The 22674-nt window shown below is 69.7% G+C and carries 20 protein-coding genes; 4 read left to right on the top strand and 16 right to left on the bottom strand.

The annotated features are described in order from the left end of the window. Nucleotides 1-2: 2 nt before the first annotated feature. From ACIBTU_RS23940 to ACIBTU_RS23930, 3 genes are all read right to left on the bottom strand, one after another. Nucleotides 3-1031, bottom strand: coding sequence for an FKBP-type peptidyl-prolyl cis-trans isomerase (locus ACIBTU_RS23940; RefSeq protein ID WP_399128427.1), 1029 nt, complete (start codon nucleotides 1029-1031; stop codon nucleotides 3-5). Nucleotides 1032-1183: 152 nt separating this feature from the next. Further along, complete coding sequence (gene pafA, locus ACIBTU_RS23935; RefSeq protein WP_399128425.1) at nucleotides 1184-2545, bottom strand: Pup--protein ligase; 1362 nt, start codon at nucleotides 2543-2545, stop codon at nucleotides 1184-1186. 9 nt (nucleotides 2546-2554) lie between these two features. Beyond that, the gene (locus ACIBTU_RS23930; protein ID WP_399128424.1) at nucleotides 2555-3814 is read right to left on the bottom strand and encodes an MFS transporter; all 1260 of its coding nucleotides are present in this window, start codon (nucleotides 3812-3814) and stop codon (nucleotides 2555-2557) included. 130 nt (nucleotides 3815-3944) lie between these two features. On the opposite strand from ACIBTU_RS23930, the gene ACIBTU_RS23925 reads away from it, so the two are divergent. Next, complete coding sequence (locus ACIBTU_RS23925) at nucleotides 3945-4985, top strand: LacI family DNA-binding transcriptional regulator (RefSeq protein ID WP_399128423.1); 1041 nt, start codon at nucleotides 3945-3947, stop codon at nucleotides 4983-4985. 60 nt (nucleotides 4986-5045) lie between these two features. Here the strand turns inward: ACIBTU_RS23925 and prcA are convergent, their stop codons facing one another. From prcA to arc, 6 genes are all read right to left on the bottom strand, one after another. After that, a complete protein-coding gene (gene prcA, locus ACIBTU_RS23920; protein ID WP_399128422.1) occupies nucleotides 5046-5834 on the bottom strand; it encodes a proteasome subunit alpha in 789 nt (262 codons plus the stop codon). Between the two features lie 46 nt (nucleotides 5835-5880). Further along, on the bottom strand, nucleotides 5881-6726 hold the full coding sequence (gene prcB, locus ACIBTU_RS23915) for a proteasome subunit beta (RefSeq protein ID WP_399128421.1): 846 nt from the start codon (nucleotides 6724-6726) through the stop codon (nucleotides 5881-5883). After that, complete coding sequence (locus ACIBTU_RS23910; RefSeq protein ID WP_399128420.1) at nucleotides 6678-7268, bottom strand: endonuclease VII domain-containing protein; 591 nt, start codon at nucleotides 7266-7268, stop codon at nucleotides 6678-6680. The genes prcB and ACIBTU_RS23910 overlap by 49 nt, the downstream gene beginning before the upstream one ends. A gap of 33 nt (nucleotides 7269-7301) precedes the next feature. Then, nucleotides 7302-7520, bottom strand: coding sequence for a ubiquitin-like protein Pup (locus tag ACIBTU_RS23905; RefSeq protein WP_384619947.1), 219 nt, complete (start codon nucleotides 7518-7520; stop codon nucleotides 7302-7304). A gap of 134 nt (nucleotides 7521-7654) precedes the next feature. Further along, entirely contained in the window at nucleotides 7655-9166 is a 1512-nt protein-coding gene (dop, locus tag ACIBTU_RS23900; RefSeq protein ID WP_399128419.1) for a depupylase/deamidase Dop, read from the bottom strand. A 259-nt stretch (nucleotides 9167-9425) separates the two neighbouring features. Further along, nucleotides 9426-11192 (bottom strand): proteasome ATPase, encoded by a 1767-nt coding sequence (gene arc / locus ACIBTU_RS23895; RefSeq protein ID WP_399128418.1) that lies wholly within the window; start codon nucleotides 11190-11192, stop codon nucleotides 9426-9428. 265 nt (nucleotides 11193-11457) lie between these two features. Between arc and ACIBTU_RS23890 the strand changes: the two genes are divergently transcribed. Next, nucleotides 11458-11772 (top strand): ferredoxin, encoded by a 315-nt coding sequence (locus ACIBTU_RS23890; RefSeq protein WP_399128417.1) that lies wholly within the window; start codon nucleotides 11458-11460, stop codon nucleotides 11770-11772. A 76-nt stretch (nucleotides 11773-11848) separates the two neighbouring features. Here ACIBTU_RS23890 and ACIBTU_RS23885 read toward each other — a convergent pair whose 3' ends face one another. The 3 genes from ACIBTU_RS23885 to ACIBTU_RS23875 form a co-directional block, all read right to left on the bottom strand. Then, entirely contained in the window at nucleotides 11849-12427 is a 579-nt protein-coding gene (locus tag ACIBTU_RS23885) for a hypothetical protein (RefSeq protein WP_399128416.1), read from the bottom strand. Nucleotides 12428-12644: 217 nt separating this feature from the next. Continuing rightward, the gene (locus ACIBTU_RS23880) at nucleotides 12645-13550 is read right to left on the bottom strand and encodes a tRNA (adenine-N1)-methyltransferase (protein ID WP_399128414.1); all 906 of its coding nucleotides are present in this window, start codon (nucleotides 13548-13550) and stop codon (nucleotides 12645-12647) included. A 58-nt stretch (nucleotides 13551-13608) separates the two neighbouring features. Continuing rightward, the gene (locus ACIBTU_RS23875) at nucleotides 13609-15222 is read right to left on the bottom strand and encodes a site-2 protease family protein (RefSeq protein WP_399128413.1); all 1614 of its coding nucleotides are present in this window, start codon (nucleotides 15220-15222) and stop codon (nucleotides 13609-13611) included. A gap of 179 nt (nucleotides 15223-15401) precedes the next feature. Here ACIBTU_RS23875 and ACIBTU_RS23870 point away from each other — a divergent pair, with 179 nt between their 5' ends. Further along, nucleotides 15402-16259, top strand: a complete 858-nt coding sequence (locus tag ACIBTU_RS23870) for a RecB family exonuclease (RefSeq protein ID WP_399128412.1) — start codon at nucleotides 15402-15404, stop codon at nucleotides 16257-16259. Nucleotides 16260-16297: 38 nt separating this feature from the next. After that, nucleotides 16298-16969, top strand: a complete 672-nt coding sequence (locus tag ACIBTU_RS23865; protein WP_399128410.1) for a response regulator — start codon at nucleotides 16298-16300, stop codon at nucleotides 16967-16969. A 94-nt stretch (nucleotides 16970-17063) separates the two neighbouring features. Here ACIBTU_RS23865 and ACIBTU_RS23860 read toward each other — a convergent pair whose 3' ends face one another. From ACIBTU_RS23860 to ACIBTU_RS23845, 4 genes are all read right to left on the bottom strand, one after another. Next, nucleotides 17064-18635: an ABC transporter substrate-binding protein gene (locus tag ACIBTU_RS23860; RefSeq protein WP_399128661.1), complete on the bottom strand. Its 1572-nt coding sequence runs from the start codon at nucleotides 18633-18635 to the stop codon at nucleotides 17064-17066. A gap of 82 nt (nucleotides 18636-18717) precedes the next feature. Next, complete coding sequence (locus tag ACIBTU_RS23855) at nucleotides 18718-20325, bottom strand: ABC transporter substrate-binding protein (RefSeq protein ID WP_399128409.1); 1608 nt, start codon at nucleotides 20323-20325, stop codon at nucleotides 18718-18720. 406 nt (nucleotides 20326-20731) lie between these two features. Next, nucleotides 20732-21427, bottom strand: coding sequence for an HAD-IA family hydrolase (locus ACIBTU_RS23850; protein ID WP_399128408.1), 696 nt, complete (start codon nucleotides 21425-21427; stop codon nucleotides 20732-20734). A 122-nt stretch (nucleotides 21428-21549) separates the two neighbouring features. Further along, nucleotides 21550-22674: vitamin B12 dependent-methionine synthase activation domain-containing protein (locus ACIBTU_RS23845; protein WP_399128407.1), on the bottom strand; the 1125-nt coding region annotated here is incomplete at its 5' end.

Here is a 22674-nt window from a genome sequence, read left to right as displayed (position 1 = left end):
GGTCAGTGCGCGGCAAGGATGTCCACGACGAAGACGAGGGTGGACTTGGCCGGCAGGGCCTTGCCCTGGTCCTTCTCGCCGTAGGCCTGCTCCGGCGGGATCACCAGCAGGACGCGGTCACCGACGTGCTTGCCGACGATGCCCTTGTCCCAGCCCTGGATGACCTGGCCCTGGCCGATGGGCGTGGTGAACGGCTGGCCGCCGCGGTTCCAGGAGGAGTCGAACAGCTCGGCCTTGGCCTTGCCCTCGTTGATCTTCCAGGCGGCACCGCTGTACTGCATGCTGACCGTCTGGCCGTTCTTGACCTCGGCGCCCTTGCCCTTGATGAGGACCTGCTCGACGAGCTTCTTCGGCGGGTCGTTCTTCGGGACGGAGATCGTGGCCGGCTTCTCCTCGTCGGCCTTGATCTGCGGCAGGTCGGACGGGATCGCGGCCTGGGTGCCCTCGACCTTCTTCGGGACGACCTTGCCGACGTCGACGGCGAAGACCAGCGTGTCCTCGCCCGTGACGCCCGCCTGCGGGTTGCCCTGGGCACCGAAGCCAGCGGCCGGCGGCGCCACGACGAGCACCCGGCTGCCCTCCTTCTGCCCCACGACGGCCTGCGCGAACGCGGGCAGCTGGCCCGCGGCGCCGGCGGTCACCATCTGGTCGCCGCCGCCCTGCTGGCCGTAGGTGGTGCCGAGGTCCTTGCCGCCCTTCCAGACCTTGCCCGTGAAGTTCATCGTCACCAGGTCGTTCTTCTTGACCTCGGCGCCGTCGCCCTCGGAGAGCGTGTGCACGACGAACTTGCCGCTCGGGTCGGCCTTGGGCACCGTGATGGACGCCTTCTTGCCGACGTCACCGGCGACCTTCGGCATCGGGTTCGCGGTGTCGACGGGCTTGGGCACCTCGGCCGACTTCGGCGCGGCGGAGGAGTCCGCCTTGTCCGCCGAGTCCTTCTTGCCGTCGTCGCTGCCACAGGCCGCCGCGGTCAGCGCCAGTGCCGGAACGATCAGTAGAGCTGCAAGTCGCCGTCGCACAGTGATCCTCATGTCGCTCGAATACGGTCCGGCCACTCTAGGCCCTCGAGCAACTGTGCCACGGGCAGCGGAAGGGCCCCGTAAGAATGATTCGCACGGGGCCCTTCCTGAACGCCTCGAACACCCCTTTGGGCGGTGTCGCGCGCCGGTTCTTCACGCCGGTCCTACATACCGGCGATCAGCTTCTCCACCCGGTCGTCCACGCTGCGGAACGGGTCCTTGCACAGCACGGTGCGCTGCGCCTGGTCGTTCAGCTTCAGGTGCACCCAGTCGACCGTGAAGTCACGGCGCTGTTCCTGGGCGCGCCGGATGAAGTCGCCGCGCAGCCGCGCGCGCGTGGTCTGCGGCGGCACGGACTTGCCCTCGAAGATCTTCAGGTCGTTGCAGATCCGGGCGGCCTGGCCCTTCCTCTCCAGGAGGTAGTAGAGACCACGACGGCGGTGGATGTCGTGGTAGGCGAGGTCTATCTGCGCGACCCTCGGGTGCGACATGGTCATGTTGTGCTTGGCCCGGTACCGCTCGATGAGCTTGTACTTCATGACCCAGTCGATCTCGGTGCCGATGCGGTCGAGGTCCTCCTCCTCGATCGCGTCGAGCGTGCGGCCCCACAGCTCGAGGACCTGGTCCACGGTGCCGGTGCGGATGCCCCGGCGCTCGCAGAAGTCCACGGCCTTCTCGTAGTACTCGCGCTGGACCTCCAGGGCGGAGGCCTCGCGGCCGCTGGCCAGGCGGACCTTGCGGCGGCCCGTGATGTCGTGGCTGACCTCGCGGATGGCCCGGATCGGGTTCTCCAGGGTCAGGTCACGCATCACCGTGCCGGCCTCGATCATGCGCAGCACGAGGTCGGTGGCGCCGACCTTGAGGAGCATGGTCGTCTCGGACATGTTCGAGTCGCCGACGATGACGTGCAGCCGGCGGTAGCGCTCGGCGTCCGCGTGCGGTTCGTCGCGGGTGTTGATGATGGGCCGGGAGCGCGTCGTCGCGGAGCTGACGCCCTCCCAGATGTGCTCGGCGCGCTGGCTCACGCAGTACACCGCGCCGCGCGGCGTCTGCAGCACCTTGCCCGCGCCGCACAGCAACTGACGGGTGACCAGGAAGGGGATGAGAATGTCCGCGAGTCGCGAGAACTCCCCGTGCCGTGCCACCAGGTAATTCTCGTGGCAGCCGTAGGAGTTTCCCGCCGAGTCGGTGTTGTTCTTGAACAGATATACGTCGCCTGCGATTCCCTCCTCGTGCAGGCGGCGTTCGGCGTCGACGAGCAGGCCTTCCAGAATGCGCTCGCCCGCTTTGTCGTGGGTGACCAGCTCGGTCACGTTGTCGCATTCGGGTGTTGCGTATTCCGGATGCGAACCCACGTCCAGATACAGGCGGGCGCCGTTCCGCAGAAAGACATTGCTGCTGCGGCCCCATGACACGACACGGCGGAAGAGGTACCGCGCCACCTCGTCAGGAGACAGGCGTCGCTGTCCCCTGAACGTGCATGTGACGCCGTACTCGTTCTCCAGCCCGAAAATGCGGCGGTCCATGACTGAACATTACGCCCGATCCCCCGAGCTGAAACGGGGTTGGACGGCACGGTTCGGATCATTTTCCGATGAGAGCGCGACACGCCCGGACGCGTGCGGCGCGCTCAGGACCCGACCGGTGGCCAGCAGGACGAGCAGTGCCAGGGCGCCCGTCACGGCCGGCACGGCGAAGCCCCACCGGGTGCCGCCCCATTCGACGACGGGGCCCGCGACGGCCGTTCCGACGCTCGCGCCCACCGTGAACGTCGTCACGAGCCACGAGAACGCCTCGGTGACCGTCCCGCGCGGGGCGTGCCGGTCCACGACGATGAACGCGCACGCGATGCAGGGCGCGAGGAACACTCCCGCGACCGCCGTCAGCGCCACCATGGCCACCGGCCCCGGCACGATCGCCAACGGCACGTAGAACAGCGCCAGAAGCGCCACCAGCCACCGAAGTCGCCCCTCGGGAGCCCCACTCCACTGCCGTGCGCCGTAGACCGCGCCGCCGACGAGCGCGCCGAGCCCGAGCGCCGCCATCATCCAGCCGTACACGGCGTCGCCGCCGTTGTCGTCCCCGTACGAGACACCCGCCACGGTGATGGAGCCGAGCGCGAGCCCGATGAACAGGAAGGCGGCCAGCAGCACCAGCAGGCCCGGCGAGCGCAGCGCGCCCAGCCAGTGGGCCTCGCGGGGCGCGGAACGCCACGCGCGCGAGGGCTTCGACAGCACCACGGAGAGGGCGCCGAGCACGCCGATCACGTTGAGCACGACGAGCGCCGCCTGCGCCGACCACAGCGACACACACACGGTCACGAGCAGCGGGCCGACCGTGAACATGACCTCCTGCGCGATGGCGTCCATGGCGTACGCCACATGCACCTGTTCCTCGCGCGGCAGCACACTCGGCCACAGAGCGCGCAGCCCGCCCTCCAGCGGAGGTGTGAACAGGCCGGCGGCCGCCACCGCGAGATACGCCACCACGGGTGTGTCCGTGCCCACCAGGGCGAAGACGGTCATGGCGAGCGCCGAGAGGACGGCGGCGGGCAGCTGCACCTTCGGCTGGCCGCGCAGGTCCACGAGGCGGCCGAGCACCGGCTGCCCCACCGCGTTCGCCACGCCGTACACCGCGGCCAGCGCGCCGGCCAGGCTGTAGGTACCGCCCTCCTCGCGCACGAACAGCACGATCGCGATCGCCGCGATCGCGTTCGGCAGCCTGCCCACCAGCGTGCCCGTCAGCAGCCGCATCGCATGCCGCGCCCTGAGGATCTCCGCATAACCCGCGGCCATCGCCCCGCCCTCACCTGAAGTTTTACGTATAACGTCGTGACGTCATACGTACCACGCGCCCGGCCCCGACAGCCACCCGCTACCGTCGTGAACCGGACCAGGCCGGACCAGGAACGACACGGAGGCACCAGTGACCAGCGGCACCGAGGGCCCGGCGACCACCCGCCCCACCAGCCGGGACGTGGCCCGCGCGGCCGGCGTCTCCCAGGCCGCCGTCTCCCTCGTCATGGGCGACAAATGGCGCGGCCGCGTCGCCGCCACCACCGCCGAGCGCGTCCGCGACGCCGCACGACAGCTCGGCTACCGGCCGAATCTCGCCGCCCGCAGCCTCCGCATGGGCCGTACCCGCACCGCACTCCTGGTCGTCCCCGCACTCACCAACGAGTTCTTCGCCGGGGTCTACACGGGCGCCGCCCGCGTCGCCGCCGAGCACGACTTCGGCGTCGTCCTCTACCCCTCCCCCGAGGGCACGGGCCCCGCCCGCGACCCCTTCCCGTCCTCACAGGCCGCACTCGACGGCATCCTCGCCTCCTCCATGGCCGCCGACGCCGTCACCACCCTGCGCGGTGACGACCTCCCGCTCGTCATGCTCGACAGCGACCCCGGCGACCCCGCCACCACCACCGTGAACCTCGACCTGCCCGACGGCGTCCGGCAGCTCACCGAACACCTCCTCGGCCTCGGCCACCGCCACTTCCTGCACCTCGCCTCGGCCGTCGACTCCTGGACCTTCGACGTCCGCGCCCGCGAACTCGCCGCCCGCACCCGGCAGATGCCCGGCACCACGCTGCGCACCGTGCGCTCCCCCTTCACCGTCGAGGGTGCCCAGCACGCCGCCGAGCGCGCCCTGCGCACCAGCGGCCTCCAGACACCCACCGTCATCGTGTGCGACGACGACAAGATCGCCGCCGGCGCCTGCAAGGCCGCCCGCCGGCTCGGCCTGCGCGTCCCCGACGACCTGTCCGTCACCGGCTTCGACGACCTCTCCCTGGCCACGGCACTCGAACCCGAACTCACCACCGTGCGCCTGCCCGCCGAGGACTTCGGCGCCCGCGGCATGGCCGCCCTCCTCGCCGTGCTCGACGACCGCACCCCGGACACCTCTCCCCTGCCCGTCCGGCTCGTCCCCCGCGGCTCCACCGCCCCGCCGCCGCTCACCACCGCCCCCTGACACACGTGTGCCCCGGCCGGTCAGGAACCGGCCGGGGCACACCTGCGAATAATCCGCGCGCTACGCCTCGGACTCGCCGTCGGCGCCGTCGTCGGAGGACGTGTCGTCGGACACCGCCTCGGACGCCGCCTTCGACACCTCCGCCGCACCCTCGGCCGTCAGCAGCCGCTCCAGCTGCCGCCCGGCGATCCGCTTGAACTTGCGCTGCTGCGGCCGCGTACGGTCCAGGACCGCCACTTCCAGGCGCTCCGCGGGGATCTCCCGCTCGCTCCCGTTCGTGTCCCTCGACAGGGCCTGCACGGCCAGCTTCAGCGCCTCGGGCAGCGACATGCCGTCCTGGTGGCGCTGGTCCAGGAAGGTGCTGATCTGCTCCGCGTTGCCACCCACCGCCACCGAGCCGTGCTCGTCGACGATGGAACCGTCGTGCGGCAGCCGGTAGATCTGGTCGCCGTCGGCGGACTCGCCCACCTCGGCGACGACCAGCTCCACCTCGTACGGCTTCTCACCCGCGCTGGAGAAGATCGTGCCCAGCGTCTGGGCGTAGACGTTCGCCAGGCCACGGGCCGTCACGTCGTCACGGTCGTAGGTGTAACCGCGCAGGTCCGCGTACCGGACCCCGCCGATCCGCAGGTTCTCGTACTCGTTGTACTTACCGGCGGCCGCGAAACCGATGCGGTCGTAGATCTCGCTGAACTTGTGGAGGGCACGGGACGGGTTCTCGCCGACGAACACGATGCCGTCGGCGTACTGCAGCACCACCAGGCTGCGACCGCGCGCGATGCCCTTGCGCGCGTACTCCGCGCGGTCGGCCATCGCCTGCTGGGGAGAGACATAGAACGGTGTCGACACCGGCTATCCGTCCCTTTCTGTCAGTGACTCAGTGAATGGGATCGGCTCAGAGCAGGGCGGCGCGCGGGCCGTCCGGCTGCTCGAGGCGCCGCGCCAGGATCGCGCGGGCGATCTCGGACGACTCATCCTCCGTCAGCCTGCGGAACCCGTCCTCCGTGATCACGGTGACGATCGGGAAGATCCTGCGGGCCATGTCGGGACCGCCCGTCGCCGAGTCGTCGTCCGCCGCGTCGTACAGCGCCTGCACGACCAGCGTCGTCGCCTGGTCCTCCGTCAGATCGTCGCGGTAGAGCTTCTTCATCGCCCCGCGCGCGAAGACCGAACCGGAACCAGTGGCGGCGTACCCGTGCTCCTCGCTGCGCCCGCCCGTCACGTCGTACGAGAAGATGCGGCCCTTCGCACGGTCGACGTCGAAGCCGGCGAACAGGGGCACGACCGCCAGGCCCTGCATCGCCATACCGAGGTTCGACCGGATCATCGTGGACAACCGGTTCGCCTTGCCCTCCAGCGACAGCTGGGCGCCCTCGACCTTCTCGAAGTGCTCCAGCTCCAGCTGGAAGAGCTTCACCATCTCCACCGCCAGACCGGCGGTTCCTGCGATACCGACGGCCGAGTACTCGTCCGCCGGGAAGACCTTCTCGATGTCGCGCTGCGCGATGACGTTGCCCATCGTGGCCCGCCGGTCACCGGCGAGCACGACGCCACCGGGGAAGGTCACGGACACGATCGTCGTGCCGTGCGGGGCCTCGATGACGCCCTGGGTCGGCGGCAACTGCCGCTTGCCCGGCAGCATTTCGGGCTGGTGCTCGGCCAGGAAGTCCATGAAGGACGACGAGCCGGGCGTCAGGAAGGCAGCCGGTAGACGCCCGGTGCCACGAGAATTGGCTTCCACGCGTTTCCTTCCAGGTAGTCGGCGGCTCGACGGAGCGCGTCGGGCCTGTCCTTGAACTGCCCCAGGGCTGCATTGCAGCTGAAGCACAGTACGCCACGGACCCTACCCGTCTCGTGGCAGTGATCCACATGCTCGGCAGGAGCATCCAGGCAGATACAGCAGACGCCCGCTTGCTCACGCCGCAGGTCATCCAACTCCGCTGGCGTCAGGCCGTACTTCCGCTTGAAGTAGCTGATTCGGTTCCGCTCGGCCCTACATTCACGGCAGTAGCTCGACCAACCGTCCGACGAGGACCTGTTGCGCTCCCAGTCGGAGTGCGGCTTGACGACTTGGCACTGCGGACACCTTTTGTGCCCGTCGGGCACTGCGACCTTCACACGCACCTGCTTGCCCTTGGACTCCTGGCGCTGCCGGTAGTACTCGGCGGAGCACTCACGGCAGTACGCCTGAAGGCCGTCCGGCATCGACCTGTTGCCGGCGAACGCCGCTCGCGGCAGCGACTCACCGCAACGCGAGCAGCGCTTCAGCTCCGACACCCCCATATCGCGCACCTTCGATTCGAAGGGTAGATCGATCTACTGCCCACCCTTTTGAACGAATGACCTCACGAAATCCTCGGCATTCTCTTCCAAGACGTCGTCGATCTCGTCCAGAACCGAGTCGACGTCGTCGCTCAGCTTCTCCTGGCGCTCCTTGAGGTCCTCGGAGCCCTGGGCCTCCTGGGCCTGCTCCTCGACCTCCTCGGTGGAGCGTGTCGCCTTCTGCTGCCCGCCGCCGGTGTCCTTGGTTGCCATGTCCAGCTCACCCCGCTCGGTTCGAGATACAGCTCGTTCGTGATGATCAGACCCTACAAGTCCGGTCCGACATCGGCCCCGCAGTTTCTTCAACGTACGGGGCCCACCTCTGTGATTCCCCGGCGCCCGGTATTTCAGCCGCCGGACAGGACGCGGACCAGATCTTCCGCCGTGCGGCAGCGGTCCAGCAGCTCCTTCACGTGGTTACGCGTTCCGCGAAGCGGTTCGAGGGTTGGCACCCGCTGGAGCGAGTCGTGGCCCGGCAGATCGAAGATCACGGAGTCCCAGGAGGCCGCGGCGACGTCGTCCGCGTACTGCTCCAGGCAGCGACCGCGGAAATAGGCCCTGGTGTCCTCCGGGGGCTTCCTGCGGGCCCTGTCGACCTCGGCCTCGTCCAGGAGGCGCTTCATCCTGCCGCGGGCCGCCAGACGGTTGTACAGGCCCTTCTCGGCCCGCACGTCGGCGTACTGGAGGTCCAGGAGGTGCAGCTTCGCGGCGTCCCAGTCCAGGCCGTCACGGCGCCGGTAGCCCTCCATGAGCTCCCGCTTCGCCACCCAGTCCAGCTCGCCGGACAGGCTCATCGGGTCGGACTCCAGGCGCCCGAGGACGTCCTCCCAGCGGCTGAGGACGTCCTTGGTCTGGTCGTCCGCGTCCACGCCGTAGCGCTCCTCGACGTACTTCCTGGCCAGCTCGTAGTACTCCATCTGGAGCTGCACCGCGGTGAGCGTGCGGCCGCTGCGGAGCGTGATCAGGTGCTGCAGGTCCGGGTCGTGGGAGACCTGGTGCAGGGTGCGCACGGGCTGGTCCACGGCCAGGTCCACGGCGATGAAGCCGTCCTCGATCATGGCCAGGACCAGGGACGTCGTGCCGAGCTTGAGGTAGGTCGAGATCTCCGAGAGGTTCGCGTCGCCGATGATCACATGGAGCCGGCGGTACTTCTCGGCGTCCGAGTGCGGCTCGTCGCGGGTGTTGATGATCGGGCGCTTGAGCGTGGTCTCCAGGCCGACCTCGACCTCGAAGTAGTCCGCGCGCTGGCTCAGCTGGAAACCGTGCTCGTGGCCGTCCTGGCCGATGCCCACGCGGCCCGCGCCGGTCACGACCTGGCGGGACACGAAGAACGGCGTCAGGTGCCGCACGATGTCCGAGAAGGGGGTCTCCCGCTTCATCAGGTAGTTCTCGTGCGTCCCGTAGGAGGCGCCCTTGTTGTCGGTGTTGTTCTTGTAGAGATGGATCGGCTGGGCGCCGGGCAGCTGGGCGGCCCGCTCGGCGGCCTCGGCCATGATCCGCTCGCCGGCCTTGTCCCACAGGACGGCGTCCCAGGGGTTCGTGACCTCCGGGGAGCTGTACTCGGGGTGGGCGTGGTCGACGTAGAGGCGTGCGCCGTTGGTCAGGATGACGTTGGCGAGGCCGATGTCCTCGTCGGTGAGCTGGCTGGAGTCGGCGTTGTCCCGGGCGAGATCGAAGCCCCGGGCGTCCCGCAGCGGGTTCTCCTCCTCGAAGTCCCAGCGGGCCCGGCGGGCGCGGTGCATCGCGGCCGCGTAGGCGTTGACGATCTGGGACGAGGTGAGCATGGCATTGGCATTGGGGTGGCCGGGGACGGAGATTCCGTACTCCGTCTCGATGCCCATTACTCGCCGTACGGTCATGCGGCCCTCCTTGCCCGGCGGCGCCCTCGGTCGGGGGCGTCGCTCAAGTACTCCGCTGGTTCTCCGGTGCGTGTGCGGTGCCCGTCCCCGCACGGCGCGACTCGGCGGCATGGAAGAGCCTAGAACGCCTTTGCGCTGGTGGGGAGATCATTTGCGTCATTGCTTCGCTCCGACGTCGGGCGGGTTCTTCCGGGACAATGCGCCTGGAAAACAGTGGGCTGCGGGTACCCGGTCCGGGCACCCGCAGCCACCCTGCTTTTTACAGGTACTGTCCGGTGTTCGCCACCGTGTCGATGGAACGTCCGGTGTCCGCGCCCTGCTTTCCGGTGACCAGGGTGCGGATGTACACGATCCGCTCGCCCTTCTTTCCGGAGATCCGGGCCCAGTCGTCCGGGTTGGTGGTGTTCGGAAGGTCCTCGTTCTCCTTGAACTCGTCGATGCAAGCCTGGAGGAGATGGGCGACCCTGAGGCCCTTCTGGTTGTGCTCGAGGAAGGCCTTGATGGCCATCTTCTTGGCGCGGCCGACGATGTTCTCGATCATTGCGCCGGAGTTGAAGTCCTTGAAGTAGAGGACTTCCTTGTCGCCGTTGGCGTACGTGACTTCGAGGAAGCGGTTCTCCTCGGTTTCCGCGTACATGTGCTCCACGGCCGTCTGGATCATGGCGTGGACCGTGGCGGCCTTGTCGCTGCCGTGCTCACCGAGGTCGTCGGTGTGCAGCGGGAGACGCTCGGTGAGGTACTTGCCGAAGATGTCCTTGGCGGCCTCGGCGTCCGGACGCTCGATCTTGATCTTCACGTCGAGCCGGCCGGGGCGCAGGATGGCGGGGTCGATCATGTCCTCGCGGTTCGAGGCGCCGATCACGACCACGTTCTGCAGGCCCTCCACGCCGTCGATCTCGGCGAGGAGCTGCGGGACGATGGTGTTCTCCACGTCCGAGCTGACGCCGGAGCCGCGGGTGCGGAAGAGGGACTCCATCTCGTCGAAGAAGACGATGACGGGGGTGCCCTCGCTTGCCTTCTCGCGCGCTCGCTGGAAGACGAGGCGGATCTGGCGCTCGGTCTCGCCGACGTACTTGTTGAGGAGCTCGGGGCCCTTGATGTTGAGGAAGTAGCTCTTGCCCTGCGCCTGTCCGGTCACTTCCGCGACCTTCTTGGCGAGGGAGTTGGCGACCGCCTTGGCGATGAGCGTCTTGCCGCATCCGGGGGGCCCGTACAGGAGGACGCCCTTGGGCGGGCGCAGTTCGTGCTCCCTGTAGAGGTCCGGGTAGAGGTAGGGGAGCTCGACGGCGTCGCGGATCAGCTCGATCTGGTTGCCCAGGCCGCCGATCTGCTCGTAGCCGATGTCCGGGACCTCTTCGAGGACCAGCTCCTCCACTTCGCTCTTCGGTACGACTTCGTAGACATAGCCGGATCGGGGTTCGAGAAGCAGGGCGTCGCCGGGGCGGATGGTGATGCCGCGGAGCGGTTCGGCGAGCCGTACCACCCGCTCCTCGTCGGTGTGCCCGGTCACGAGGGCGCGCTCGCCGTCCTCGAGGATCTCCTTGAGGGTGACGATGTCGCCGACGCTCTCGAACTCCATGGCCTCGACCACGTTGAGTGCTTCGTTGAGCATCACTTCCTGGCCGCGCCTGAGCTCTTCGAGCTCGACGCTCGGGCTCACGTTCACCCGGAGCTTGCGGCCGCCGGTGAAGATGTCGGCGGTGCCGTCCTCGTTGGCCGAGAGGAAGACTCCGAAGCCGGCCGGTGGCTGTGCGAGCCGGTCGACCTCCTCCTTGAGGGCCACGATCTGGTCGCGGGCCTCACGGAGCGTGCCGGCGAGCCTCTCGTTCTGCGCCGAGACGCCGGCCAGGTTGGTCTGCAACTCGACGATCCGCTCTTCGAGAATCCTCGTATGACGCGGAGAGTCGGCGAGCTTGCGCCGCAGGACGGCGATTTCCTGCTCGAGATAGGCAATCTGACCGGCGGGGTCGTCGGACCCTCGTCCCGGGCGGATGCCGCGGTTGATGTCGTCGTCGTGGGCTGCCACGGTCCTCACCTCCTCCAAGGGGAGCTGGACGCTTCCAGACCCTACCTGGGCGGGTGTCGATTGAAACCCCTAGATCACAAAGACGTCGGGGTGTGTCCGATCTTCACCCTTGCGCTCTCCCTCACGCCAGGGGAATACCCACCGATCAAGATCCGAAAGCCGGTGGTTATAGGCTCGACACCGTTCAACACCCGTCAGGCCTGGCCCGACTTGCTCCGGCGAGGTCGGTTTTTGCCGGGCCGCGACGTAGGAAACGGCAGGAGAAATGACCGTGCAGCAAGAGGCCGTATCCGGCATCGGGACCGGCGTTCCGCTGGAGGTGTGGATCGATCAGGATCTGTGCACCGGGGACGGGATCTGCGTCCAGTACGCGCCCGAGGTCTTCGAGCTGGACATCGACGGGCTCGCGTATGTGAAGAGCGCGGACGACGAGCTGCTCACGGAGCCGGGTGTGACCACGCCGGTGCCGTTGCCGCTGCTCACGGACGTGGTGGCGTCGGCGAAGGAGTGCCCGGGCGACTGCATCCACGTGCGGCGGGCCACGGACGGCGTCGAGGTGTACGGGCCGGACGCCGACTGAGCGCCGGGTACGTGTGAGGGGCCCCGCCCGCCGGAGTGACCGGTGGACGGGGCCCCTTTCGCGCGCGGGGAGCGCGTCAGACGCTGCGGGCCGCGGCGGGGGTGGAGCGGACGAACGCGCCGCCCTGCCACTGCCACTTGGCCTTGTCGTGGACGTCGGGGCGGTAGCGCGGGACCTCGGGTGACGAGTAGCCGTCGAGGTTCGCGGTGACGGCTCCGTCGCGTACGGTCACGTCGCTGGCGGTGAAGCGGTCCTTGGGGTCGACGAGGGTGGCGACGACCCGGGCGGCGGAGCCCGCGGGCCGGGTGACGACGTAGACGCCGTCGGGCGGGGTGCCGGAGCCGGCGTCGCAGCGGACGACGGCCACCGTTTCGGGTCTGCCGTCCCCGTCGAGGTCGCCGGTGGCCTTCGCGCGGACGAGGGCCTTGACCGGGCCGCACTCGATCGGGAAGTCGACGGCCGAGGGGTCGGGCGGGGCGACGGCGTGCGCCTTGGCGGTGACGTGCTCGCCGCCGCCCGTGGGCGCGGCGGTGGCGGAGTCCGGCTGGAGGAAGCCGGAGGCCGCGACGACCGCGGCCACGGCGGCCGCGGTGGCCAGCCAGTGGATGGGACGGGTGGTGGTGTGCGCCAGTTCCGGGACGGCGGGTTGCTGCACTAGGAGCGTCTCCTGTGAGGGCTGTGCCGGTGGGGGTGGCCAGCATCGTGCCACAGGTCACAGTGCGGGGGAACGGCGGGGTCCGCCGTTTCTTCGCGGCCGTGGGAAGGCGTGGTGCTGCCGCTGGGTCAACGTACGGACGCCGCCGTCGAGTTCCCGTGCGGTGCGGGGAACTCGACGGCGGCGTCGGTGCGTTGTGCGGTGGTACGGGGCCGGGTCAGCGGCCGCGGGCTCCGCCGTCGGCGTTGGGGCCCTCGTAGTCCTCGCCGTAGGCGCCCTTGGCGGGGCGGCGGCGGCGCATGGGCGGCTCGACGCCGTCCGCGAGGCGGCGGGCGGTGAGGAGGAAGCCGGTGTGGCCGATCATCCGGTGGTCGGGACGGACCGCGAGGCCCTCCACGTGCCAGTTGCGGATCATCGTCTCCCAGGAGGTCGGCTCGTTGAAGCAGCCGATCTCGCGGATGGACTCGACGGTGCGCGCGAGCTGGGTGGTGGTGGCCACGTAGCAGCACAGGATGCCGCCGGGGACGAGCGCCTTCTTGACGACGTCGAGGCATTCCCAGGGGGCGAGCATGTCGAGGATGACGCGGTCGACGTCGCCGTCGGACAGGTTGTCCTGGAGGTCGCCGACGGTGAGCTGCCACGCGGGGTGGGGGCCGCCGAAGTAGCGCTCGACGTTGCCCTTGGCGATCTCGGCGAAGTCCTCGCGGCGCTCGTAGGAGTGCAGCATGCCCTCGTCGCCGATGGCGCGCAGCAGGAAGCTGCTGAGGGAGCCGGAGCCCACGCCCGCCTCGACGACGCGGGCGCCGGGGAAGATGTCCGCGAAGGCCAGGATCTGCCCCGCGTCCTTGGGGTAGACCACGGCGGCGCCGCGGGGCATGGACAGGACGTAGTCGGGGAGCAGGGGGCGCAGCGCGAGGTAGGCGACGTTTCCGGTGGTGCGGACAACGCTGCCCTCGGGTGCGCCGATCAGCTCGTCGTGCGGGAAGGAACCCTTGTGGGTGTGGAAGTTCTTTCCCTCTTCGAGCGTGAACGTGTAGTGGCGGCCCTTGGGGTCGGTCAGCTGAACCTGGTCCCCGACCTTGAAGGGCCCGCGGCGGCGGGCGGCACCGGTCGGTTCGGACATGTGACCAGCCTACCGGGCCCGGCGCGGGCCGCCGACCACGCAGGGTCCCTTCCGGGGGCTACGAGGGCCTGGCCATGGCCTTGACGAAGGCGCGCTCGACGTCGGCGGCGGACAGGACGCCGTAGATGGCGCCGTTGTCCTCGACGACGAGGTACTCGGTGGCGGGGGTGGCCCTGAGGGTGTCGAGGAGGTCCTCTCCGGCGAGTTCGGCGGAGACGCGCATGCCGTCGGTGAGGTCCTGGGCGAGGCCGCTGACGGCGACCCAGGGGCGGCGGTGTTCGGGGACGCCGACGATGGCGGCCTCGCGGACCAGGGAGCGGGGTTCGCCGTCCGCGTCGACGACGACGAGGGCTCGGGCGCCCGCCTCGTTGGCCCGGCGGAGGGCTTCGGAGAGGGGGGTGGCGGGCTCGACGGGGACGGCGCGGCGGGTCAGGGTGCGGGCGCGCAGTTCGGGGAGGTGCTCGCGCAGGCGGGCCATGCGCAGGCTGTTGCCGGCGCCGGTCCAGATGATGGCGGCGAGGATCGCGGCGAGCAGGGCGTCCAGGACGGTGTCCATGCCGCTGACGTCCTCGGCGTCGGGGCCGAGGGCGCCGGACTGGGTGAGCAGCGGCAGGCCGATGAGGACGCTGACGGCGAGGGCGCGGCCGACCCAGGCGGCGGCGATCGTGCCGCTCATGGGCTTGCCGGTGATCTTCCAGACGACGGCGCGGAGCATGCGGCCGCCGTCCAGGGGCAGGCCCGGGAGGAGGTTGAAGGCGGCCACGATGAGGTTGGAGATCATCAGGCCGGCGAGGAGGACTCCGGGGACGGTGCCGGGCTCGACGGCCTTGAGGCCGAGGTAGAAGAGGCCGGCGAGGACGAGTGAGAGCAGGGGGCCGACGAAGGCGAGGACGAACTCGCGGCCCGGGGTCTCGGACTCCTTCTCGATCTCCGAGACGCCGCCGAAGAACTGGAGCTGGATGCGGCGGACGGGGAGCTTGTAGCGCAGGGCGGCGACGGTGTGGGCCAGTTCGTGCACGAGCACGGAGGCGTAGAACGCGACGGCGAAGAAGAGGGCGACGAGGTAGCGCAGGGCGCCGAGCTCGGGGAGCACGCGGTCGAGCTGGCCGCCGAACACCCAGGTGATGAGCGCGGCGACGAGGAACCAGCTGGGGGCGACGTACACCGGCACGCCGAACGGCCGTCCCATGAGCAGCCCGCCGCGGGGCTCGGGCGGTTTGGCGGGGCCCTTCCGCTTCCCCGAGGTGGCGGCGGCGCGCTCGGGGTGCCGGTCGAAGGGGCTTGCCTCCGGCGGTCCGGCGGGGTCGGCGCCGGGCGGGGTACCGGGGGCGGCGGTACCAGGAGTGGTTTCGCCGTTCGGCGACGTGGTCCGAGGTTCGTCAGCGTCCGGTTCGCCGGAGCCCGGTTCGTCGGAGTCCGGTTCGCCGGCGGGGGCCGGTTCGGCCTGTGAGGGAGGGTCCGGGGTCGCGTCCGCGTCCGCCGCGTCCGGCTCGGGGCCCGGAGGTGCCGGGGGCTCGTCCGCGCCCCGCGCCTCGCCTTCCGGCGCGGGGGGCCGGGGTGCGTCGGCGGGCATCGGGGCGCCCGGCTCGGCCGGGGGCTCGGGGGGCGTGTCGGCGTGCGGGGGCGGGGTCGTCCCGCCGGTGCCCGACTGCGGCCGGCCGCTCTCGTCCACGGTGATCCCTCGGTCCCCTCGTTCGAGCGTCTCCCGCCGCCGGGCGGGACGTTCTGGCGTCGATGGTATGCGGAGGGTGTCCGGCGGCCCGCGCCGACTCCCCCGGCTCCACGCTACGCAAGACGCCGCCGACCGCGCAGGTGCCTGACTGTCAGTGGCGGGCCGTAGGGTCGGGGGTCATGGAGACCAGTGCCCAGCCCGCCCGCGAGCCCGCCCGGCCGGCTTCGCTCTCGCCGTCGCGCGCGAGCGATTTCATGCAGTGCCCGTTGCTGTACCGGTTCCGGGTGATCGACAAGCTGCCGGAGAAGCCGAGCGAGGCCGCGACGCGGGGCACGCTGGTGCACGCGGTGCTGGAGAGACTGTTCGACGCGCCGGCCGGGGAGCGCACCCCGCCGCGGGCCAAGTCGCTGATCCCTGGTCAGTGGGACCGGCTTCGGGAGAGCCGCCCGGAGCTGGCGGAGCTGTTCGCGGACGATGCCGAGGGCGAGCGGATGACGCGCTGGCTGGGCGAGGCGGAGCGGCTGGTCGAGCGCTGGTTCACGCTGGAGGACCCGACGCGGCTCGAGCCGGCGGACCGGGAGCTGTTCGTCGAGGCGGAGCTGGCATCGGGCCTCAGGCTGCGCGGGATCATCGACCGGGTGGACGTGGCGCCGACCGGCGAGGTCCGCATCGTCGACTACAAGACGGGCAAGGCGCCCCGCCCCGAGTACGCCGAGGGCGCCCTGTTCCAGATGAAGTTCTACGCGCTGGTGGTCTGGCGCCTGAAGGGGGTCGTGCCGCGCCGGCTGCAGCTGGTGTACCTGGGCAGCGGTGACGTGCTGACGTACGACCCGGTCGTGGCGGATCTGGAGCGGGTGGAGCGCAAGCTGCACGCGTTGTGGGACGCGATCCAGACGGCGACGGAGTCCGGCGAGTGGCGGCCGCGACCGACGAAATTGTGCGGCTGGTGCGATCATCAGGCGGTTTGCCCCGAGTTCGGCGGGACTCCCCCGCCGTATCCGTTGCAGGTCGGGCTGCCCGAGTCGGGCACGGCCTAGCAGGGCAGAATGGGCCCGGACTACCGAAGGAGAGTTTCGTGGCCATCCGCGTCCTACTGGTCGATGACCAGCCGCTGCTGCGTACGGGCTTCCGCATGATTCTCGAGGCCGAGCAGGACATCGCGGTCGTCGGCGAGGCCGGCGACGGCCTCCAGGCTCTCGACCAGGTGCGGGCGTTGCAGCCCGATGTGGTGCTGATGGACATCCGGATGCCGCGGATGGACGGGGTCGAGGCGACGCGGCAGATCACCGGTCCCGGCCGGGACGGTCCGGCGAAGGTGCTGGTCCTGACGACGTTCGACCTGGACGAGTACGTGGTGGAGGCGCTGCGGGCCGGGGCGAGCGGCTTCCTGCTCAAGGACGCGCCGGCGCACGAGCTGGTGCAGGCGATCCGGGTGGTCGCAGCGGGCGAGGCGATGCTGGCGCCGAGCATCACGCGCCGTCTCCTGGACAAGTACGCGGACCATCTGCCGTCGGGCGAGGAGGCGGTGCCGGACACCCTGCACACCCTCACCGAGCGCGAGGTGGAGGTGCTGAAGCTGGTGGCGCGCGGGTTGTCGAACGCGGAGATCGCCGCGGACCTCTTCGTCAGCGAGACGACCGTGAAGACCCATGTCGGGCACGTGCTGACGAAGTTGGGGCTGCGCGACCGGGTGCAGGCGGCCGTGTACGCGTACGAGAGCGGTCTGGTGCGTCCCGGGGCGCAGTAGATCGAAGCGGAATACGTGTGAGGGGCGGCGGTCACCAGGTGGTGACCGCCGCCCCTCACGCGTGTCCGGGACGGGACGGGTCGGGCGCGCGGGCTCAGCCCTTGCTGATCTCCCAGAAGCGGAAGACGGTCGACGCGTCGAGGCAGTTCTCGAGGCCGTAGACGTTGTCGCGGGTCACGGCGTATTGCTTGGCCTGCCAGACGGGCAGGATCGGCAGCTGCGCGGCGACGATGTCCTGGAGCTGCTCGTACTGCTCGCTGGTCGAGGAGCGGTCGCTCTGCTCACCGGTCTGCGGAATGATCGTCCCGGTGATCGTGGCGTTGTCGTAGTGGTTGCCGAGGACGTTGCCGTCGCCGAAGAACGGCTGGGTGAAGTTGTCCGGGTCCGGGTAGTCGGGGACCCAGCCCTTGACGTAGACGCCGTACTTGCCGGACTTGACGTCCCGCTCGTACTGGGAGAACTCGACGGACTTCACGTCGGCGTCGAACAGGCCGCTGGCGTTGAGCTGTCCGGCGATCGCCTCGAGCTCGGCGTCGGTGGTGGGGCCGTAGCGGACCGGGGTGGACCACAGGGTGATCTTGACCTTGCCGGTGATGCCGTCGGCGCGCAGGGCCTGGGCCGCCTTCGCCGGGGAGGGGCGGGCGCCGTAGGTGTCGAAGAAGGCCGTGTTGTGACCGGTGATGCCCGCCGGGATGATCGAGTACAGGGCGGCGGTCGTGTTGTCGTAGACCTTGTCGATGAGGGCGTCGCGGTCGAGCAGGTAGGCCATGGCCTTGCGGACCGAGAGCTTGCCGGCGACGGGGTCCTTCATGTTGAAGACGAGGTGCTGGACCTCGGCGCTGTTGCCCTCGACGACGTCGATGCCCTTGGTGCCGGCCTTCTCGATGTCGGCGATGTCCTGGGCGGCGAGACCGCGGTACGCGAGGTCGATGTCGCCGTCGAGCAGGGACTTCTTGAGGCCCTTCTGGTCACCGTGGAAGAACTTCATGGTGACGCCGGAGTTCTTGACCTTGGCGTTGCCCTTGTAGGACGAGTTGACCGAGAAGACGGCCTGGCTCTTGCCGTAGGAGTCCAGCTTGTACGGTCCGGAGCCGACGGCCTTGCCGTCCGTGCGGAGCCGGCTCGCGGGGTACTCGGTGTGGTCGACGATCGAGCCGGCGCCGGAGGCGATCTTGCTGGGGAAGGTCGCGTCGGCGTACTTGAGCCGGAAGACGACGGTGCTCGCGTCGGGGGTCTCGACCTTGTCGAGCATCGGGAACATGATCGCCGGGCCGGCGTCGTCGTCGATGGTCATCGTCCGGTCGAAGGAGTACTTGACGTCCTTCGAGGTGAGCGCGTGCCCGTTGCTGAACTTGAGCCCCGGGCGGAGCGTGCACGAGTAGACCTTGGTGGCGGCGTCGCTGAAGTGGCATTCCTTGGCGGCTTCCGGCACGGGCTCGGTGCCGCCGTTGGGGAAGCTGAGGAGCGACTGGAAGACGTTGTTGAACAGCAGCCACGAGCCGGGGTCGTAGCCGGACGCGGGGTCGGTGGCGAGGATCTCGTCGGACATCCCCATGACGACGGCCTCACCGTCGGCGGCGGTGTCCGACTGCTCGTCGCCGCAGCCGGCGAGCAGGGCTGCGGCGAGCACCGCTCCGATGGGCGGGACCAGCCACTGGTTGCGCATTCTCACGTACGTGCCTTGTCGTCGGTCGTGCGATAGAGCGGGGCCGGCCGCGACGTCGGGGCCGGCCCCTTCAGGCGGACGCTCAGCCGCTGACGCCGCGGCCGAGCTCCCACAGCTGGAGGACGGAGGAAGCGGACAGTGCCCACTCCACACCGGTGATGTCGTCGCGGGCGGCGACGTACTGCTTGCCCTGCCACAGCGGGAGGACGGGCACGTCGTCGGCGACGATGTCCTGGATCCGCTCGATGCTGTCGGTGGCGGTGAGCCGGTCGGCCTCGCGGCGCTCGGCCGGGATCAGCCGGCCGCGGATGTCGCTGTCGGAGTAGGGCGAGTTGAGGAAGTTGCCCTTGTCGAGGAACGGCGCGAGGAAGTTGTCCGCGTCGGGGAAGTCGGGGAACCAGCCGAGGCCGTAGACGTCGTACTTGCCCTTGAGCTCGGCGGGGCGGAAGGTCTCCCAGGGCTCGCCCTTGATGGAGACCTTGAAGAGGCCGCTCGCGTCGAGCTGCTTCTTCAGGATCTCGAACTCCTTCTGGGTGGCGGGCCCGTAGTGGTCCGTCGTGTAGTGCAGCGTGAGCTTCACCGGGGTGGTGATGTTCGCGCGGCGCAGGGTCGACGTGGCCTTGGCGACGTCGGGGTCTCCGTACTTGTTGGAGAAGGAGTTCTGGTGGCCGGTGATGCCGACCGGGACCAGGGAGTAGAGCGGCTGGGCGGTGGTGCCGTAGACGCCGGCGACGATCTCGCCGCGGTCGACGACCTGGGCCATCGCCTGGCGGACGGCCTTGTCCCGGACGGTCGGGGCGGCGGTGTTGAAGCCGAGGTAGCGGATTTCCATGCCGGGCATCTCGACCAGGTTCACGTTCTTCGGCGGGTTGTCGCCGTAGGACTTGATCTGCTCCGGGGACAGGGTGCGCGTCATCAGGTCGACGTCGCCCTTGTCGAGGGCCTTGCCCATGGCGCCGGCGTCGGCGAAGGAGCGCAGCTCGACCTTGTCGTTCTTCGGCTTCAGCTCACCCTTGTAGTTCGGGTTCTTGGTGAAGACGGTCTTGACGACGGCGTTGTTCTTGACCTCGGCCTTGAGGGTGTAGGGGCCGGAGCCGTCCACCTCGAAGCCGTCGCGCAGGCTGTCCTTGGGGTAGTCGTCGGGGTTGACGATGCCCGCGGTGGGGGTGGCCAGCTTGTACGGGAAGGTGGCGTCCGGGGTGCTGAGGTGGAAGATGACGTCCCGGGTGCCCTGCGTCTCGATCGTGTCGATCGTGGAGAGCAGGCTCCAGGAGCCGCTGTCGCTCTCGATCTTGCGGACGCGGTCGATGGAGTACTTCACATCGGTCGCGGTGACGGGGGTGCCGTCGGCGAACTTGAGGTCCTTGCGCAGCTTGCACGCGTACCGCTCGCTGCCGGTGTCGGAGAAGATGCAGCTCTCGGCAGCCTCGGGGACGGGCTCGCCGCTGCCGCTGCGGGGCATGGCCATGAGCGTCTGCACGGTCTGGCGCAGCAGGTTCCAGGACCCGGCGTCGTAGGCGTAGGCCGGGTCGAAGGGGGCCGGAGCGTCCTTGGAGGCGGTGAACCGGTCGGTGGTGCCCACGACGATCGCGTTGCCGTCCGACGATCCGCCGTCGGACCCGCCGCACGCGGCGAGCACCGGAGCGAGCAGGCCGATCACGGCCGGCAGCACCAAAGTCTTGCGGTTCATGCTCGTACTTCTCCAGAGCTGTTGGTTCCCGTGGCCCGCGGGCGGGGGTGGTGCGCGCGCGTCGGCGGGAGGGTTTGCGGCGATGTTCTCGCGACGACACTAATGGGCTCGCGGACGGACATCGCAGGCGCTGGAGAGGGCGGCCCATCACGCTCCGAAACCGGGTGTGGACGCACCGAAACACCTCAGGAGGAAGGTTCGTCGCAGGGGGCGACCAATCGGGACACAAGGTGACGCCCGCAGGAGCGGAAGGGACCCCTCCGACGCCCGGGTCCAGCACTGTCGACCCCCCGCCGAGTGGGAAAGGTCACATGTTCAACTTGATCGGCGGGGGTTCCCATTCGGCCGCGACGGCGCGTTCTCGCCGCCTCTCGGGACGGCCGCGCCGATTACCGGTCAGTTGCCTTCAGGGCGTCATCAGCCCGTGCAGGAAAGGCAGGTTGACGTGTTCGAGGGAGCGGACGACGGTGCGCCGGGGGGCCGCCTCGATGGGGGCGACGGACGGTACGGCGACGACGTGGCAGCCGGCGGCCTCGGCGGCGGCGACTCCGGTCGCGGTGTCCTCGATGACGGCGCAGCGGCGCGGGTCGGCGTCGAGGCCCGCGGCGGCGACGAGGTAGGGGTCGGGGTACGGCTTGGTGCGCTCGACCTCGTCCCCGGCGACGGTGAGCCGGAAGTTCTGCCGGCCGAGGGAGTGCAGGACGCGGTCGATGATGCGGCGGTGGGAGGCGGAGACGAGCGCGGTGGGCACGCGGTGCGCGGCGAGTTCGGCCAGGAGTCTCGCGGCGCCCGGCATCAGCGGCAGGGACTGGCTGATGCGCTGTTCGAAGCCGTCGTTGAGGAGCACGGTCAGCTCGGCCAGGGTGATGTCGGCGCCGGTGGCCTCGATGAGGAAGCCCGCGCTGCGGGTCATGGGTCCGCCGACCACGACGTGGCGCCAGGCCTCGTCGAGGGTGTGGCCGAGCGCGGCGAAGACCGTGACCTCGGCGTCCCACCAGAAGCCTTCGGTGTCGACGAGGGTCCCGTCCATGTCGAGGAGGACGGCCTGCAGGGCGGACCCTTCGGCCGTTCGGGTACCGAGTGCGGGGACCGTGCTGGTCATCTAGGCACACCTCCATGAGGGACGAAGAGGCCGGTCTCCCTTCCTGAGCGGAAGGGCGACCGGCCTGCGCTGGACCGACAAGTGTACGTCGGACCCGGCTGTCGCGCGTCTGAGTACTGCGCTTATCGAGCGTTGAAGTACTTCGCCTCGGGGTGGTGGATGACGATGGCGTCGGTGGACTGCTCGGGGTGGAGCTGGAACTCCTCGCTGAGGTGGACGCCGATGCGCTCGGGCTCCAGGAGCTCGGCGATCTTGGCCCGGTCCTCGAGGTCGGGGCAGGCTCCGTAGCCGAGGGAGAAGCGGGCGCCCCGGTACTTGAGGTCGAACATGTCCTCGATCTGCGCCGGGTCCTCGCCGGCGAAGCCGAGCTCGGAGCGGACGCGGGCGTGCCAGTACTCGGCGAGGGCCTCGGCCAACTGGACGGACAGGCCGTGCAGTTCGAGGTAGTCGCGGTAGGAGTCGGAGGCGAACAGCTCGGCCGTGGCCTCGCCGATCTTCGAGCCCATGGTGACGACCTGGAGGCCGACGACGTCGGTCTCGCCGGACTCCTCCGGGCGGAAGAAGTCCGCGAGGCACAGGCGGCGGCCGCGGCGCTGGCGCGGGAACGTGAACCGGGTCCGCTCGTTGCCCTCGTCGTCCAGGATGATCAGGTCGTCGCCCTTGGAGACGCACGGGAAGTAGCCGTAGACCACGGCGGCTTCCAGCTGGTTCTTCGTCTGGAGCTGGTCGAGCAGGCCGCGCAGCCGCGGCCGGCCCTCGGTCTCCACGAGCTCCTCGTACGTGGGTCCGCCGGTGCGGGCCTGCTTGAGGCCCCACTGCCCCTTGAAGAGGGCGCCCTCGTCGAGCCAGGAGGCGTAGTCCTTGAGCGGGATGCCCTTGATGACGCGGGTGCCCCAGAACGGCGGCGTGGGGACGGGGTTGTCGACGGCTACGTCGGAACGGCCGACGTTCTCCGGCTCGTCCAGGGTCACTTCGCGCTTGGGGACCCGGCGCTGCTTGAGCTCGGGCAGGGTCGCTCCGGGGACACCGCGCTTGACCGCGATGAGGGCGTCCATGAGGCGCAGGCCCTCGAACGCGTCGCGGGCGTAGCGGACTTCGCCCTCGTAGATCTCGTGGAGGTCCTGTTCGACGTAGGCGCGGGTGAGGGCGGCACCGCCGAGGATGACGGGGTAGTCGGCGGCCAGCTTGCGCTGGTTGAGCTCCTGGAGGTTCTCCTTCATGATCACGGTCGACTTGACCAGGAGACC

This window comes from Streptomyces sp. NPDC050145, assembly GCF_044460245.1.
In the GTDB taxonomy this organism is placed as follows: domain Bacteria; phylum Actinomycetota; class Actinomycetes; order Streptomycetales; family Streptomycetaceae; genus Streptomyces.
The sequence above is the reverse complement of the archived record's forward strand: the minus strand, read 5'-3'. Positions and strand labels throughout refer to the sequence as shown.